This window comes from Methanococcoides seepicolus (assembly GCF_023684405.1).
Taxonomy (GTDB): Archaea; Halobacteriota; Methanosarcinia; order Methanosarcinales; family Methanosarcinaceae; genus Methanococcoides; species Methanococcoides seepicolus.
On sequence record NZ_JAGSOI010000007.1, the window covers coordinates 1 to 15,568 of the forward strand.

A 15,568-nucleotide genomic window follows, 5' to 3' on the forward strand; every position below is an offset into this window, starting at 1 on the left:
TGAAGGATATAACAGCATAATTAGGCACTTTCTGGCAAGATTGAGAAGAAAGTCAAAGTGTTATACTAAGAGTCTTGAAATGCTGAAGTACTCTGTTCTTCTTTTGATGAAGTACAGAAATAAAGAGGTAGCTATGTTTAGTTAACAATGTCATATTTTTTAACTAGAATTATTGCCAGAATATTGAGGATTTCTACAAAGCCTAGATTTCGTTATTTTATATCATAATAATGAAAACTAAAATTTTAACTATATTTTGTTGAGACAAAGACAGTTTAAACTAAGCATTGTGTTGACCCGATGCCGAAAATAGGTAGATAGATCGGTATTTGTAATATGATGCGACCGCTGGATGCAGCTCCCGAAAAAACGGTATTTGCATGAGAGGGAAATCATATGAAGTCCAAATCGCCATCCAAGGGTTTCGATTAAATTGAACGATTTTTTTCTTATTTTGGTACCAAATTGTCAAAAATAGCTTTTTTGTGTACAATTAACATATGAATTGACTCTATATTGTGATAAATACTTCCTTTATCTAAAATAAAACCCTGCATTTGCAAATTGTTGTCACCAACTATAAATAAGATCAGTCCAATGTAATTTGTAATGTGGAGCTCGAAGAAATGGTAACCAACCCGAACTCCACATTGGCCCATAGGCAAGGTTAGGTTTGTAGTTTACACTATATAAGCGTAGCTTTGCCTCTGGAGTAATTGGAAAAGTTGGAATTTCGTTGTTAGTCATGTTACTAGCTGTTGGAACGGTTTCAGCATCTGGTGGTTCATCGTATTCTAATGCAGATACGATAACTGTTCCAGAGGGAAGACTCGGTTTTTGGAGTGGCACTTTTTCTGCAGATGACTGGTATCAATTCAGTGTAACCACTGGTGATAATGTTTACATTGATGCACAGGCCACATTTGTACAGAACGGTGGGCATATGAAACTACATGATGACTATGAGGGTGACATTGAAGCACATGTTAGCAGTTCAAACAATGATCACACCGCAAACGTGGGAGCATCTCCGCAGCCTCGCATTGAAATCTATCCCGGAACTCAGTTTTCCTATAAGTTTGTTGCAGGCATAAATACCTAATCCGACACAATTAAAAGTTTTAGGAATGATTGGGTCATTCCCAATCGTTTTCAATTTTTCTACCACGTCCCACAATAAATCGATCAAAGAAACGCAAAACATAGAGGGCCAAATGCTTAAAAATCAAATAACATTAATACTAGTTCTAATTACATTGGTTTGCATATCCTTTCAACCGGTTTCTGCAACCACTAGTCTAAACGAAACGAATGCAACCATTGTGTCAGATTTAAACCAGACTGCAGGCAAAGACCTCATAAGTCTTGTGGATACCACTCGTCTTGATATCGGAAACCACCAGTTTTTTGACGTAGTCTGGAGTCCCGATGGTAACCATATGTTGATTGATACATTTGTCAGTGCATATCCTAAAGGTGAATATCAGCCAGGCGGAATAGATGCACTCTATGCAGCAAATGAAGACGGCTCCCAATTAACACGTATTGCATGGACAGAAAGAACTTCCAGAGAGGAAGGAAGAGCAATTACAGCACCAATGTGGAGTCACTCCGGTGACTATTTTTCGTACTTATATTTGGAAAAAGGAAATTGGTACCAAATTAAGTCTGCGCATCTTTTTGTCATGTCGAATAATCTGAATTTCATTCAAAAAATAGAGCTGGATCCAAATGTGGAATCAGAAAGCGATCCGTCTAATTTCAAATGGTCTCCAAATGAGAATAAAATAGCTGCATTCATACCTGGGAAAATTACCATTTATGATCTGGATGAAAATAATAACGTTAGTTTTAGCATACCGGGAGATAACGTTGATATAACTAATCTGGAATGGTCCCCTGATGGCAAGAAGCTTGTAATTTTGAAAAATAACCATGATGTTATTACTCTGGATATTGAAAAAAGACAAACAATCCCAATTTTCTCTGCAGAGAACGTAGGAGGAGTGCAGTGGAGTCCTGATAGTAAAAAAATATTATTCTATGAGTTGAAAACATCAAAGCAAGGTAATGATCTTAGTTACGACATGTACGTTAAAGACGAAGCTGTGGAGAAACCTCTCAAAATCAGAACTTTCAACTCTGGTTTTTTGAGCATGAAACAATGGTATCCGGACAATGAAAAGTTCTTGATTAGAGTAAGTTCTGGTGGTTCATACACCTTATACTCACTCTCAATGACTGGGGATCTGAAAAAGCTGATCGAAGGAAATGGGAATCTTGATGGAATGGTGACTCCGAATGGTCATATTGTAACAACCAGTCCCAATCCCGGCTCCAGAATTCCTCCATATACAAGAACGTATGATCTATCCCTGCTCAACGGAACAGATCGATTGACAATAGAAAATGTGGCATATCACGCGTGGAAAGATGCAGATATGTTATTCGTCAAAGATAACAGAGTCTCAGTGCTGAACACCAGCACAAAGGATACCTGCGATATAGCACTGCCATCCACAAATTCCGGCAGGATCAGCTTGGATCCATCAGGACGCTTCATTGCTGTAGATAATATTATTTTCGGACTGCATGAGCAAGGGAGCTACATACGCACAACTGGTGGAAATGATATGAACATTACAACGCCCAAAGTGGGCATTCTCAAAAATGATATGACTGAGCATTCGGAAACAAAAACTAAAACAGAACCTGCAAAATTACCCGGGTTTACTGCAATTCCTGCATGTATGGGAATATTGATTGCATTGGCCCGTATGCACATGAAAAAATAACGGAAGGATCAATAATGGAAACAAATCGAAATGTGTTTGTGATAGCACAAAAAGAATTTGCAGACAATGTGGGGAGTTCGAAGTTCATAATGTTGATGCTGGCGTTCACTGTTGTTGTTTTCTCAAAAAGCTACCTGCTTGGAATACAGGCAGAATACGACATATTCAGCCGATTTGTTGATGTTGCTCAAATTATTGCCCTTTTCCTGCCATTTATAGGAATTACACTTGGTTTTGATGCGATGAGCAAAGAACGGGAAAGTGGGTCTTTGAATGTGCTTCTGACACACCCACTTTACAGGGATACCATAATTGCCGGGAAAACACTGGGAGCAATGATAACACTGGCATTGGTTGTCTTTGTATCAATTATCGCCGTAGTAGGAACAATGCTCGTGACATCAGGGGCTGAGTTAAGTTCACTTATGTTAAATCGGTTTTTGATCTTTGCAATTCTTACATATTTGTATTTATCCATATTTATGGCAATTGGTATTCTTAGTTCGATTGTCACAAAAAATGCAAGAAATTCACTAATATACAACATCGCGGTCTGGCTTGTATTGTGTATCGCATTTGGTATGATTTTCACTACTACTGCTTCTATTATAACCGGGCATAAACCCCTAGATCTCGATGACAACGATCATTTTTTAGAAGTCAATGCAGATATTCAAAAATTGTCACCTGGTCATCACTACGCTATGACGGTAAGTGGTCTCCCTGATTTAAGCTGGCTAGGTATTTCAAGTGAGAGACCAAACGTGCGAGGGATATTTGATACAGAATATACGCTGGAGCAGTGGTGGGGTGAACTCTGGATAAATGTTCTGGTTTTGTTTATCACTCCTGTTTTTTTATTAATAATGGCATTTTTAACATTTTTGCGTCAGGATATAACTAAAAATATGGGGTAACTCGAATGAAAGGTAGAAATGTATTTGTGATTGCACAAAAAGAAGTTGCTGATCATCTTCAGGATACCGGTTTTTTGGTGCTGCTTGCAATATATACCATAATAATATTCTCCTCTACATACATGTCCGGTTCTTTTGTACATCAGGAAAGTTCAATGCTTCTGGGTAGTATTAATGTCAAAATGATAGCCATGTTCGCTCCATTGATCGGTATAGTGCTGGGATTTGATGCAGTTGTCAGAGAGCAGAAATCCGGATCACTTAATGTGTTGTTGACTCATCCCCTATTCAGGGACAATATTATTGCAGGAAAATTACTCGGATCAATGCTGGTACTGGCTGCTATAATCATATTTTCAGTTTTTGTATCCATAGGAACACTGCTGATTTTTTATGGAGTCGAAATCGGATATACAGAGATTATAAGAATATTCGTATTCACCATTCTCACATTTTTTTATGTGTCCATATTTTTGGGAGCTGCAGTTCTCATTTCAACAATGGTAAAAGATGGCACTGATTCGCTGACCTATAATGTTGTTGTATGGCTTTTTATTGGCATACTATTTGGTGCAATTCTCAAAACTGCTATTGCTATATTGACAGGGGACATATCGAACGAAAGTGTATTGATAACACAACTTTTGAATATGGCTCCAATACATCATTTTGCAGAGGCTGTAGTGGGCAGGATCGATTTGGGTTTTGGTGGATTTAATTCAGCCGGATCAGTCATCGGAGGCATTTTTGATACTGAATATACCCTTACCCAGTGCCTAATCGAATTCAAAATGAATATTGTAGTACTGGTAGTGACTCCAGCTATATTGTTCATTATAGCTTTCATTGCATTTCTGAGGAAAGACATTACTTTGTGAAGTGATAAATAATGTTCATAAAACAAAATTTTAAGAAACTTGGTATTGCTCTAATACTCATCATTTTATTAACTCTTCCTCCTGCAAGTGCAGATTGGTCTTCAGTCACAGTAATTACCAGTATAACCGGAAAGGTTGTTCTTCCCGGAGACACGGTGGAATTTCCAATTACCATCGAAAAAGGGCATAATAATAGCGATGAAGCCTGGTGCTCTCTCTCTATTAAAGATAAAAGCGATGGCTGGAGTGCAGGTTTTTACAATGATGGCGATCAGGTAACCGGTTTAACTTTTCCGGAAGACAAAAACAGTTCAAAAAAAATAACACTCCGGGTCAAACCCCCGATAAACACTCCAAATGGTGCATATGCCATATGGGCTGATTTCAAACCGGATGATGGTGATACTATTTCACAGGAGTTTGTGGTCAACGTAGACAGCGAGGCAGTTTTAGACCTTGATATTTACTCGGATATGCCGGGTCTGGAGACAAGACCAAACGATCCGGTGGAATTCTATGTTACTCTGGAGAATGACTACGATCATCGTGTGACTGCCAGCATCAATGTTGCTGAGAAACCCGATAGTTGGGATGTTGAATTTTTAGAAGAAGGCAATGGAAAATACAGGATCACAAAAACAAGTATAGCAGCCAATGATAAACAGAATTTCATTGTAAAGGTTCGTCCTTCTACAAATGTAAGTGATGGTACTTACCCTGTTATTGTGGACGTTGCTTTGGAAAATAGCCAGATTGGTGTCTCCCAGCAACTTGATCTTACTATCAACAGGGGAATCGAGGAAGAAAAGATGCTGACAATATTCCCGGAATCGAAAAGTATCAACTTAAACCCCGGCTCCTCTAGGGAAATTGTGGTTAATTTGCGAAATTCAGGTGATAGAACCCTCAATAATGTCGAGCTAAAAATACAGGGTGTTTCTGGAATCACTACTTTTGTAAGAAGTTTTGGTGCCATAGATGAACTGGAGCCGGGTGAATCCCGGGAAATCCCGGTGGAAATCAAAGTGCGGGCGGACGCTAGTCCTGACACGAAAGAAATCCTGATGCGGGCTGTAAGCGATGAGGCAGAAAGTGAAGACGAACGTGTGGAAGTCTCTGTGGTTAAATCAAGTAGTGGTGGCTTCATCGGTATTGGAATGATAATCGGAGCTCTCCTTTTGCTGGTTTTCATTGTTTCTAAATTCGGAAGGAGGTAAATACATATGGAAAATTCACAGGATATATCCGGTGGCAGTAAAACCGGTAATGAAAATATTTTAGAAATCCGCAATCTCACCAAACAATTTGGCAAGCAGGGAGAGATTGTAGCGGTTGATTCACTTTCACTTGATGTCAAAAAGGGGGAGGTTTTTGGCTTCGTGGGACCTAATGGTGCAGGTAAAACAACGACCATGAAAATGCTTATTGGATTATTGGAACCAACCGGTGGTATCGGGAAGGTTGCAGGTTTTGACATTGTGAGAGAGATTATCAATATTCGGAAGGTTACAGGCGTACTCCCGGAACCGGCTGGATTTTATGATAACCTCACTGCCAGACAGAATCTGAGATTTTATGCAAAGTTGTATAATATTGAAGCAGGTATCCGGGAAAAGCGAATAGTTGAACTGCTGGATATGGTAGGACTTAATGGTGCCATAGACCAGAAAATAGGTGGCTTCTCAACAGGTATGCGTAAACGCTTCGGACTTGCTCAGGCACTGATCAATGAGCCGGAGATTCTGTTCCTGGATGAGCCTACCAGTGGTATTGATCCAAAAGGGGCACAAATGATGCGTGGTCTGATAAAACAGCTCAGTCGGGAAAATGATGTGACTGTTTTCTTAAGTTCTCATTCAATGTCTGAGGTGGAAGAGATCTGCAACAGGATAGCGGTGATTGAGAAAGGTAAACTGCTGGCTGTGGGAACCGTAGAAGAGTTGCAGGATATGGTCAGAGAAAAAGAAGGAGTGCAATATATTCTGGAAATATCGGATATATCTCTTCAGGATGCTGTTGAAAAATTGAGTGAGATCGATGGTGTCTTTGAAACGCGTATCAGAGATGGTGTGCTACATGTGCATGCGGATACAGGGATGCGCTTTGAAATTGCAAAGAGCATCAAGTTGTTAGGCGGGACAGTTTCCAGATTCGAAGAAGACCGGATGGATCTGCAGAAAGTATTTCTGAAACTGATAGAGAGTTGAAAAATAACGATTCAGCTAAAATTTGATAATAGTTTCATAAATCCAAAAAAGATAGTAGAGTATTTCTACAAAGCCATAATTTCACACGGATTATTAAGAATCCATGCATCAAATCTACATTTAATTCGAAAATAAAGATAACTTTTTATCTAAACGAGTTTATTTTATCGTAATGAAACTGAATGATACTGATCAAACCAGAATAAAAAAAATTGCTCAAACATTATCCGAAGTTTCAAACCTGAATGAAACTGACATGTTTATCCTGCTGACTTTGATGAAGAATAGCAAGATAACCAATTCAGAGCTGGCCAAGATACTGGATTTCAAAGACGGTAACTCTGCTGCATACCATACACGCAACATGCAAAAGGAAGGATTGATCGACAGGTATACCATAGTACCTAACTGGAAACGTGCAGGATTGGCAACAGAATTCATCATACTTGCAGAAGCTGAAGATGAGGAGCAATTGCTTGAGATCGAGAAAGAACATGTGATAATGGCTGATGAATATTCATCGACCACCGGGGAGATCGTTGTAACTCCAACTATTTCCGGATGCGTCATCCTTCAGAATGTCTATCATTGTTTCGGCGATAAAACCATGGCGGTAATAAGCGGAAGGGCAACATCAGATCAGGACGCTGCAGTCTATTGTAAAAATTATCTTGTCAACAGGTACCCCGATATCAAGATAAGTATGCTCCTGAACAAATATAAGACTGTAGATGAGTTCTTCATTGATATGAATGCAGTAACAAAACTAAAAGAACTTTTCCAGATACCGGAAAAGGAAGAAACTTCCGATACTCTGGAAAAATTACAAGGTCTGTCATCAGAATATTGATAACATTTTTACTAGTAGCACCATGAAATTTGGTATGGTCAATGCCATGATCATCCTGTCTTTGAGCTTGTTTCCTTTTGCTACCGGATCATCCAGTAGTATTTGGATACAGCCTGCAATCAGTAAAACATAAATCAGTGCAGCCAGAAAAAGGTAATGATATTTTGTGGCCGCATATAACAGGGCTATCAATGGAAGTACTGCCAGCAGGCTACAGACGATCGCTGCACGCCGGATTCCAAGTTTCAGGGGCAGTGAATTGATATCACCGGCTACATCCTTGAAATCCTTCATGAACGTGAGGGAAAATATCAGCACGAATACGTAAGCTGCAACCATTAAGCCATCTGATGTCAATGGTGAATAAACATTCCAAAGACCAATTGATTCCAGAGCAAAGCAAACCGCCATATCCAGCATTGCAATACCGGGGATGTCTTTGAATCGGAACATCGGATGCGAGTACATTACCCCACCAATAATGATCCCTGCTAAGAGGCATAAGAACAGGATAAAGCTCAACTTAAGGGATATCAAAAGTGCTGCAAAAAACAGCAGTGCCATATAACCCCATGCTTTTTTCATGGACATCTGCCCGGAAGCAATAGCTCCATTGGGTTTACATATTTTGTCAATTTCAAAGTCAAAGATGTCATTTAGTATATCACATCCGCTGTGAATCATCGTTCCTGCCAGAATTACAAGAATGGCCCTGTAATCCCACATGCCCAGTATGGCACAATTTATTGCCACTACTGAAATATCTACAATACTTCCCTTCAATTTTAGAACTGATATGTATGGATTCTTATAATTTATTCTAACACCTCAAAAATATGTCAGAACTGAAAGTGATTTAAGATTTTTCCATACTTAATGATTAAAAATAAGTAGATATTCATTTTTACTACATTATAATTAAAAAATCTAAAACTTTAACTATATTTTATTGAGATAAATACATTTTAAACTAAGTAATGAGTTGATCCGAAAAGAAAAAGGAAGATTTGCAAGGTTTTTCACTTAATTGCCGGTGTGTAAGAAAATCGTATTTTTTCTTCCATATCCCTGCACATTTATCACTCTGGACAAATAGCCTATTCACATAATTGATTTCATTCATTTGTCCAAGGTTGACCCGATGCCGAAAATATTTGGATAGATCGGCATTTGTAATATGATGTGACCGCTGGCTACAGCTCCCGGAAAAACGCTATTTGTATGAGAGGGAAATCGTTTGAAGCTCAAATAACTATTCAGGGTTTTTCATCAAATCTAGAGTGATTTTTATATTTTGGCATTATAAGACCAAAATAGCTATTTAGTATACAAGTAACATAAGAATTGACTCGATATTATGATAAATACTTCTTTTGTCTAAAAAAAAGTCTATATTCGCAAATCACAATCACCAATTATAAATAGAACCAGTATAATTTAATTTATAATGTGGAGTTCAGATAATTGGTAACCAACCAGAACTCCACATTAGCCCAAAGGCAAGGCTAGTTTACCGTTTACATTATATAAGCATAGCTTTGCCTCTGGAGTAAATAAATCGATGAGGCTATAGAAATGGAAAATAGAACAAGATTTGGGGTAAGTGCATTGCTTATTTCTGTGCTAGTCTTAAGCATTGCATTTGCATCTGGAGCAACGTTTGCAAAAAGTGATGATTCGGCTATCTTAGAAGCAGTAACTGTCGACAAAAGGTCAGTAGGGTTTGCTGACACGTTGGCCTATTTTGACACCGTTACCGTAAACCCGGCAGTCTTTAAAAAAGACGCTGAAGATGGTTATGTGAATATAAAGATAATAGGACAAGACCTTGACATTGAACTGAACAAAAGACCTTCAGTAAGTGAAGGGGCCAAGATCATAGTAGAAGATGAAAAGGGAATCCAGATCATGGACGCACCCGAAATCTGTACGTATGAAGGGAAAGTTGTAGGTAAAGAAGATAGCAGTGTCAAGTTCACAGTGGATGATGTTATAATCATTGGAAAGATTGTGATTGATGAAAAGACATACTTCATTGAAGAAACAAACAATGTGTACAATGGTAAATACATCCACGTGGTCTACGATAAAGATGCAATAAAACAGAGTAGTCTTGCTGATTCCGCTGAGCCTGCTGGTTGTGGAACATGCGATCTTGAAACTGTGGTTAATTCACCACTAACTGCTGAAAGCATGCAGATTGCAACTATGAGTACCCTGAGTCTGGCAACTATTGATCTACAAACTGGATACGACACTGAATTCCAGACTACTTATCCAAGTCCTGAAACAAGAATTGATCGTCTTATAGACGATGTTAATGATATCTATGATCCCGCAGATGCTCAATTTAACATAAACGGATTCAAGTATCTAAGTAATACCCCTAGTGGCAACATTTCCGATATCCTGGACTATTCTAAAGATAACTTGGATAGTGAAAGAGAGAGAACAGATAGTGATCTTGTAATCATGTTTACAGGAAAAGAATGTACTGGAAACTGGATAGGCCTTTCACAAACATACAATGGAAGTTCTGACGCAGCGTACAGTGCTGTACAGATGGTTGCAGCAGGTACAAACTCAAGGTATCAGGCAAATCCTGATGATAGGGCTATTCTTACGGCACATGAACTTGGACACAATTTTGGAGCAAGACACGATGAAGCATTCAAGTGGAATACCACAGATAACAAAACATATTATACTGTTATGTGGACACCATACATGAGTACAATGATGTTTTATCCTGACTATATGCAGCTTGAGTTCTCCTATAATGGAACAGGAGGTCATGGTAATGACACCTGTAACAACATAGGTAACCACATAATGGTTACAAAAGACACTCTCCAGGGATTCAGGACTGGATGATTTTAAGCAATATGGCGATCATATGGTCGTCATTTTTTATTTAATGTTAAAGGGGATTTCGTATGAAACTACAATCTCAAATCATAAGCTTCATGATAGTATTTTTTGTCATTTCACTACTGGCTACAAATCCAGCAATTGCAGCCATTATCACAGTTAACGACAATATGGATGCGGATTACAAATCCATACAGGATGCCATAAATAACGCAACAGCAGGCGACATAATTCTTGTTTCACCAGGTGAATACGTGGAAAACGTGAATGTGAATAAAGAATTAACAATCATGTCGAAATTTGGAAATCCTGAAAATACGGTTGTTCGTGCTGCCAGTACAAAGGACGATGTTTTTGACATCAATGCAAATAACGTAACCATAAGTGGATTCAAGATAACAAGTGCAAAAACCGATGAATATGGGCAGGATAAAGCCGGGATATATTTTGAAGGTGGATACGGGCTTACCATAACGAACAACACGATCACACTAAACAATCTGGGAATTTTCCTGATGGATTCCCGGAATAATACGATCATTAATAACAGTGTAAATAATAACAGATTAATGGGTATCTGGTTATGGAACTCCAAAAATAATATCTTTGAAGATAACAACGTAAAGTCGAATAAGAATTATGGCATCCTTCTATGGGAAACGTGTCCCAACAATGAATTAAGCAACAATACCGTTACAAATAATGGAGAGGGGATTTCAGTAGACAGCGGTGATAACTGTACGATTAACAACAATGTTGTACTAAGTAACGGCGAAGGAATTTACGTAGCCCGATCCGATAACACCACAATTATTAACAATACTGCAAATTCAAATGGACGCAATGGAATTTACTTTGTAATCAGCAATGATAATCTGATAATAAATAACACCGCGAACTCAAACGGGAATTCCGGTATTTACCTGTACCGTTGTCTGAACAACAAACTGATTAACAACAATGCCTCGGAAAACAGGGGACCCTCTGACATTTACATTGGGAAGTATAGCAGGAATAATGTTCTGATCGGCAATATTGCAATTTCCAATAACAACACAGACTTATTTATTGTTGAACCGGAAAGCAACACAATTGTTACTGAAGAACCCAGCCCATCTGAGGACATCCAGATTAATGACAGCAAAAATGAAACTGTACCTTCCCCTGGTCAGGAGGTGCCATTCCCGGGTTTAGCAATGGTAATTGCTGTGTTTTTGATTGCGTATTTGTGCAGGAGAATAAAATGAAATCAAAGTTCAAAATTGAGGAAATAATTGGAGTCCTTGTTGGTGGAGTAATTTATTACATATGGGCATTTGCAATCCTGATAGTAGGTTTAGGAAATATAAAATATGAAGTAACTGGGCAACAATTGGTCTTCTACCCCTATTTCTAATTGCGGGACATTATTTCATCGCTGGGAATGTAATTGACAAAAAGAAGAAAATCGAGGATAAAGTAAGTATAAAGAGTATCTCTGTTGGCTTTTTAATATGATTAACTGGAACTATAGCGATCTTTTTAACGAATACAGAAATTAGCTACTACGCAGTTCTGGCCGGAGGTTATGTAACAGCATTAATAATTTATTTATATTTGAAAAGGAAGGTGGTTGAATCCGACAAATTAAAAGGTTTTACTGCTACATATGCAATTATATCCATAGTAGTGCTGTGGTCTATATACAATCTTTTTACAGGCAAGTGAATATACTTTATCAGATTTTGGATATTATCTCTATTTTCACCGCTCATTTTTATTTCAAAAGCAAGCTGTCCTGTTTCTGTTGAATGATATGGTCACTTTTGTACAGAACTATTGATTATCTCATCAATTTATCCTTAAGAAGATGAAACTCAGCACTATTGCGGGGGAATAACGTGATATCTTTGTTTTCAGCATGGATTTTGATAGATTCAGGATAACGTGACCTTCGGTACCATCTATAAAAAATAAATGTGAATAAAAAATATGTAATAGCAATAATGGCTATATTTGGACCATCGGCAAATCCCATTGAACTAAGCCTAGCATAATCTTTTGTTATTTTAATAAATAAAAACACAAATACAACAACAACTAAAATATAGTACAACTTTTTCAGTTTATACATAGTATTGTCAACAATTGTTGCAGATTCCACATCTCCCAATGGAATTTTTAAGGATTTGAAAAGAGGGACTTTTATCAACAGCATTTCAAGATCAATGGTTATTTTGTTGTACTCAAACAGGAAAAATGCTGCTATCAGTGCCGTAGCAATTAGAACTTCGAGAAGATAGGTTGTAGGCGTCCTATTTAAGTGGTCAGGAAGTGAGAAGATCAGGAACAATAGAGAAAGACCAATGAGAATTGCTAAGATACGCCAATCGATCATCTGCAGAGGCACACTCATATTCCTTACTGGAGCACTATTTGATCGAATTGGATGGGCGTTGGTACACCGACCATGTGATGAACATTGTTTCTATGCAATTTGCCAGTTTTGCATCGGACACCAGCCCATCATTCTATTAATATATTCAATAACTGTTGTCATTCCGTGTCCCCCTCATTCGATACTACAACAATTGGCGTAACATACCCCGACTTAACCAGTGTCTTCTGGTTTTTCCTTTCCCATTGTACAATCTGCATGTAATGTGACCACAGCAGGGACATGCCGCATCCACCAAGAAATGAAACGACACTTCTTAATCCGTAAATTGACTTAAAATGGGCGATTGCAGCCACATATATGAAAATAATGATACCAAAAACAACTATCCGTTTTATAAAGAGTTTTGTGGCAGCTTTACGGGGTGTGCGAATTGCTATCCTGTCCAGTGAATGCCAGGTTGTTTTCCATGTAATCGTGCTTATCAATATCCCTAAAAAAGTTCCTGCCAAAAAAATACTCATGTTCCTTCCTCCCCACGAAATAAACATATTTATGGGACTGATGGTGCCAAGAATTGATATTATTAAAATCAAGTTGCGATATTTATTCCACCATGTCATGGTCGTATGATTTGGTTCCCCACCTTTATCAGATGCATTTACTACAAGGTCATCGACTTGCACTGCTTTTCTGGCTTCCATAGCACCCACATTCGGACACCAACCCATGACTTTACGTATAGTCTCTACCACATTTATTGTCATACTAACTTCCCCAATATTTCAAACAGTACCCCTGTCAATTTTGTTGGATCGTCCGTCTGTTCGAGTTTGATCTTCATTTCATCTGCAAAATCGTTTGCATTAGATATTGCATACTCAGATTGAACAATTATTTTCACGATGGGCTTTTTCGCGTTTAAGCCTCCTGAGTTTCAACATAGTGAATATCCATATTATTGCAAGACCGAGTGTGCCTACAGTGATCCGATTCGCCTGCATTAAGTATAATTCACTTCCTAAAAGGGAACTTAAATTATATATTATTAGAATAGAAAGTGCAACTAATGAAAAAATAACTGTTCTTCTTTGTTGTTCTGAATTCATTTGTTCTTGGCTCCCCCTTATTCCTGAAGGTTTTAGTGAAGTGTTTGCAAAATCAATCTGCTGAGATGAGTTTAATCTCCCCGCAGTTTCATTGGGACACCAGCCCATGACTTTCCGTATAGTTTCTGTCACATTTATTGTCATAACAACCCCCTCAACTTTTCAAACAGTTCCTCTGCCAGTTTTGTAGGATCATCTGTCTGCTTCAGTTTGATCTGCATCTCATCTGCAAAATCCCAGAGCAACTCCATACACTCTTTATACCTGTTGCACTCACCACAATCACCTTCATGTTCATACCATACCTGCATACCGTATTTTTCAGATATAAAAATCAAAACATTAACATTCAGGGGTACTGAGTGCCCGAACAATATACCACGCTCAATATTCAAATTCTCCACTTCGATCTGGTTTGCCTGCGCCATTTCAAGAAGTGTTTTTTCGATGCGATTGTCCATTTTTATGAGTGCTCTGGATACCGCCTGCCGGGAGATGTTGAACGAGTGTGCGATGTTGATGTTGGGAAGACCACTCCTTCGTAGTATCCAGAACTCGAACTGCTTTTCTCCTGTTGGAAGGAACATATGTCAACATGTGCAGGTTTACTATATATATCTTTTTACATAATATTACTTTAGTATTAAAATTAAATCTTAATAATACCTAATTTATTTGTTTAAATTAAACAATTTAATGCTAATATATTAAATATATAGTTAAACTAAAAAATACAGTTTGATGATATGGCCATAAAATTAATATAACTTTGAATTCTTTTAACTGTTCGTCATATTAAATATATTTGATTGAGATAACAACATTAAACTGAAGTGATGCAATTAATAAAATAAGATCAGAATGGACATTCACCGGACTTATGATATTCTTTACTACACTTGTTTTTACATTCTATGTGGGACAGCTATTGTGGGGAATTATCGCGATAGCCATTCTTTTCTGGATATTCATGTTATGTGACTGTCTACAAAGGAACACAGAGGATTTTCCCCGCACAGGAGAGCATGAAAAATTGATCTGGTCGGTTGTGCTAATAGTCCTGAATTTCATAGGTGCAATAATGTATTATTTTCTGGTCAGGATGCAGGATAACAGGATGAAAATATTATGAGCAAAAAAACTGAAACAATATTTGGAATCGCCGGTGGCTCTATTGGAGTCATCATATCAGCCTTCATATTTTATGTAGCCATAATCAATATCTGGCCAGACGGGAGTACCATGATGTATGCCACTTCTGAGGTCTTCGGAATATCTGATCCTTTCGTGGTAATGATGGGATTTGGCACAGTAACACTAATATTGGGATTGATAGGAATTGCCGGAGGAATTGTTGCTAAAACAGACAAGAAGAAGGGTGGTAAATTAATGTTAGCATCCGGCATACTTGGAATTGCTTTATTCTTCTGGATGTGGATCCTCCCCGGACTATTACTTACGATTGGCGGGATCATGGCAATTCGAACCAGTGAATAAATTATGTGAGAAATAATTCGTGGAGTTTGACCAAATGCACAGAAGTCCCTTTACACACGTTTTACAT

The 15,568-nt window shown here is 38.1% G+C and carries 17 protein-coding genes and 1 pseudogene; 13 read left to right on the forward strand and 5 right to left on the reverse strand.

All coding sequences use genetic code 11. The features are described from left to right. From KDK67_RS02825 to KDK67_RS02860, 8 genes and pseudogenes are all read left to right on the forward strand, one after another. Positions 1–145: pseudogene (locus tag KDK67_RS02825) on the forward strand (IS1 family transposase); the annotation flags it as partial. A 600-nt stretch (positions 146–745) separates the two neighbouring features. After that, a complete protein-coding gene (locus KDK67_RS02830; RefSeq protein WP_250867325.1) occupies positions 746–1,102 on the forward strand; it encodes a hypothetical protein in 357 nt (118 codons plus the stop codon). A gap of 112 nt (positions 1,103–1,214) precedes the next feature. Then, positions 1,215–2,795, forward strand: coding sequence for a TolB family protein (locus KDK67_RS02835; RefSeq protein ID WP_250867326.1), 1,581 nt, complete (start codon positions 1,215–1,217; stop codon positions 2,793–2,795). Positions 2,796–2,833: 38 nt separating this feature from the next. Further along, positions 2,834–3,712 carry an ABC transporter permease gene (locus tag KDK67_RS02840; RefSeq protein ID WP_250867327.1) on the forward strand — a complete coding sequence of 293 codons (879 nt, stop codon included), beginning with the start codon at positions 2,834–2,836 and terminating at the stop codon, positions 3,710–3,712. 5 nt (positions 3,713–3,717) lie between these two features. Beyond that, entirely contained in the window at positions 3,718–4,590 is an 873-nt protein-coding gene (locus KDK67_RS02845) for an ABC transporter permease (protein WP_250867328.1), read from the forward strand. A gap of 11 nt (positions 4,591–4,601) precedes the next feature. Beyond that, a complete protein-coding gene (locus tag KDK67_RS02850; protein ID WP_250867329.1) occupies positions 4,602–5,807 on the forward strand; it encodes a COG1470 family protein in 1,206 nt (401 codons plus the stop codon). 6 nt (positions 5,808–5,813) lie between these two features. Continuing rightward, on the forward strand, positions 5,814–6,797 hold the full coding sequence (locus KDK67_RS02855) for an ABC transporter ATP-binding protein (RefSeq protein WP_250867330.1): 984 nt from the start codon (positions 5,814–5,816) through the stop codon (positions 6,795–6,797). A 172-nt stretch (positions 6,798–6,969) separates the two neighbouring features. Further along, positions 6,970–7,647 carry a winged helix-turn-helix transcriptional regulator gene (locus KDK67_RS02860; RefSeq protein ID WP_250867331.1) on the forward strand — a complete coding sequence of 226 codons (678 nt, stop codon included), beginning with the start codon at positions 6,970–6,972 and terminating at the stop codon, positions 7,645–7,647. Here KDK67_RS02860 and KDK67_RS02865 read toward each other — a convergent pair. Then, the gene (locus KDK67_RS02865; RefSeq protein ID WP_250867332.1) at positions 7,636–8,430 is read right to left on the reverse strand and encodes a UbiA family prenyltransferase; all 795 of its coding nucleotides are present in this window, start codon (positions 8,428–8,430) and stop codon (positions 7,636–7,638) included. The two genes, KDK67_RS02860 and KDK67_RS02865, sit on opposite strands and share 12 nt — an antisense overlap. Before the next feature lie 792 nt (positions 8,431–9,222). On the opposite strand from KDK67_RS02865, the gene KDK67_RS02870 reads away from it, so the two are divergent. The 3 genes from KDK67_RS02870 (at position 9,223) to KDK67_RS02880 (ending at position 11,914) form a co-directional block, all read left to right on the forward strand. Then, the gene (locus KDK67_RS02870) at positions 9,223–10,521 is read left to right on the forward strand and encodes a M12 family metallo-peptidase (protein ID WP_250867333.1); all 1,299 of its coding nucleotides are present in this window, start codon (positions 9,223–9,225) and stop codon (positions 10,519–10,521) included. 62 nt (positions 10,522–10,583) lie between these two features. Continuing rightward, positions 10,584–11,765, forward strand: coding sequence for a right-handed parallel beta-helix repeat-containing protein (locus tag KDK67_RS02875; RefSeq protein ID WP_250867334.1), 1,182 nt, complete (start codon positions 10,584–10,586; stop codon positions 11,763–11,765). Beyond that, positions 11,762–11,914 carry a hypothetical protein gene (locus tag KDK67_RS02880; protein WP_250867335.1) on the forward strand — a complete coding sequence of 51 codons (153 nt, stop codon included), beginning with the start codon at positions 11,762–11,764 and terminating at the stop codon, positions 11,912–11,914. The genes KDK67_RS02875 and KDK67_RS02880 overlap by 4 nt, the downstream gene beginning before the upstream one ends. 426 nt (positions 11,915–12,340) lie before the next feature. Here the strand turns inward: KDK67_RS02880 and KDK67_RS02885 are convergent, their stop codons facing one another. From KDK67_RS02885 to KDK67_RS02900, 4 genes are all read right to left on the reverse strand, one after another. Next, complete coding sequence (locus KDK67_RS02885; RefSeq protein ID WP_250867336.1) at positions 12,341–12,913, reverse strand: hypothetical protein; 573 nt, start codon at positions 12,911–12,913, stop codon at positions 12,341–12,343. Between the two features lie 140 nt (positions 12,914–13,053). Further along, a complete protein-coding gene (locus KDK67_RS02890; RefSeq protein ID WP_250867337.1) occupies positions 13,054–13,662 on the reverse strand; it encodes a DUF1673 domain-containing protein in 609 nt (202 codons plus the stop codon). 114 nt (positions 13,663–13,776) lie between these two features. Then, positions 13,777–14,148 (reverse strand): DUF1673 family protein, encoded by a 372-nt coding sequence (locus KDK67_RS02895; RefSeq protein WP_250867338.1) that lies wholly within the window; start codon positions 14,146–14,148, stop codon positions 13,777–13,779. Further along, the gene (locus tag KDK67_RS02900; protein WP_250867339.1) at positions 14,145–14,591 is read right to left on the reverse strand and encodes a hypothetical protein; all 447 of its coding nucleotides are present in this window, start codon (positions 14,589–14,591) and stop codon (positions 14,145–14,147) included. The genes KDK67_RS02895 and KDK67_RS02900 overlap by 4 nt, the downstream gene beginning before the upstream one ends. Before the next feature lie 293 nt (positions 14,592–14,884). Here KDK67_RS02900 and KDK67_RS02905 point away from each other — a divergent pair, with 293 nt between their 5' ends. Beyond that, entirely contained in the window at positions 14,885–15,136 is a 252-nt protein-coding gene (locus tag KDK67_RS02905) for a PLDc N-terminal domain-containing protein (RefSeq protein WP_250867340.1), read from the forward strand. Further along, positions 15,133–15,501, forward strand: coding sequence for a DUF4064 domain-containing protein (locus KDK67_RS02910; RefSeq protein WP_250867341.1), 369 nt, complete (start codon positions 15,133–15,135; stop codon positions 15,499–15,501). Before KDK67_RS02905 ends, KDK67_RS02910 begins: the two co-directional genes overlap by 4 nt. Positions 15,502–15,568 lie beyond the last annotated feature (67 nt).

Excerpts from the sequence above, each read along its gene's own strand:
- KDK67_RS02900 (WP_250867339.1), bottom strand. The coding sequence starts at position 14,591 with ATGTTCCTTCCAACAGGAGAAAAGCAGTTCGAGTTCTGGATACTACGA.
- KDK67_RS02890 (WP_250867337.1), bottom strand. The coding sequence starts at position 13,662 with ATGACAATAAATGTGGTAGAGACTATACGTAAAGTCATGGGTTGGTGT.
- KDK67_RS02845 (WP_250867328.1), top strand. The coding sequence starts at position 3,718 with ATGAAAGGTAGAAATGTATTTGTGATTGCACAAAAAGAAGTTGCTGAT.
- KDK67_RS02860 (WP_250867331.1), top strand. The coding sequence starts at position 6,970 with ATGAAACTGAATGATACTGATCAAACCAGAATAAAAAAAATTGCTCAA.
- KDK67_RS02870 (WP_250867333.1), top strand. The coding sequence starts at position 9,223 with ATGGAAAATAGAACAAGATTTGGGGTAAGTGCATTGCTTATTTCTGTG.
- KDK67_RS02885 (WP_250867336.1), bottom strand. The coding sequence starts at position 12,913 with ATGAGTGTGCCTCTGCAGATGATCGATTGGCGTATCTTAGCAATTCTC.
- KDK67_RS02905 (WP_250867340.1), top strand. The coding sequence starts at position 14,885 with ATGATATTCTTTACTACACTTGTTTTTACATTCTATGTGGGACAGCTA.
- KDK67_RS02895 (WP_250867338.1), bottom strand. The coding sequence starts at position 14,148 with ATGACAATAAATGTGACAGAAACTATACGGAAAGTCATGGGCTGGTGT.
- KDK67_RS02850 (WP_250867329.1), top strand. The coding sequence starts at position 4,602 with ATGTTCATAAAACAAAATTTTAAGAAACTTGGTATTGCTCTAATACTC.
- KDK67_RS02875 (WP_250867334.1), top strand. The coding sequence starts at position 10,584 with ATGAAACTACAATCTCAAATCATAAGCTTCATGATAGTATTTTTTGTC.
- KDK67_RS02910 (WP_250867341.1), top strand. The coding sequence starts at position 15,133 with ATGAGCAAAAAAACTGAAACAATATTTGGAATCGCCGGTGGCTCTATT.
- KDK67_RS02880 (WP_250867335.1), top strand. The coding sequence starts at position 11,762 with ATGAAATCAAAGTTCAAAATTGAGGAAATAATTGGAGTCCTTGTTGGT.
- KDK67_RS02835 (WP_250867326.1), top strand. The coding sequence starts at position 1,215 with ATGCTTAAAAATCAAATAACATTAATACTAGTTCTAATTACATTGGTT.
- KDK67_RS02855 (WP_250867330.1), top strand. The coding sequence starts at position 5,814 with ATGGAAAATTCACAGGATATATCCGGTGGCAGTAAAACCGGTAATGAA.
- KDK67_RS02830 (WP_250867325.1), top strand. The coding sequence starts at position 746 with ATGTTACTAGCTGTTGGAACGGTTTCAGCATCTGGTGGTTCATCGTAT.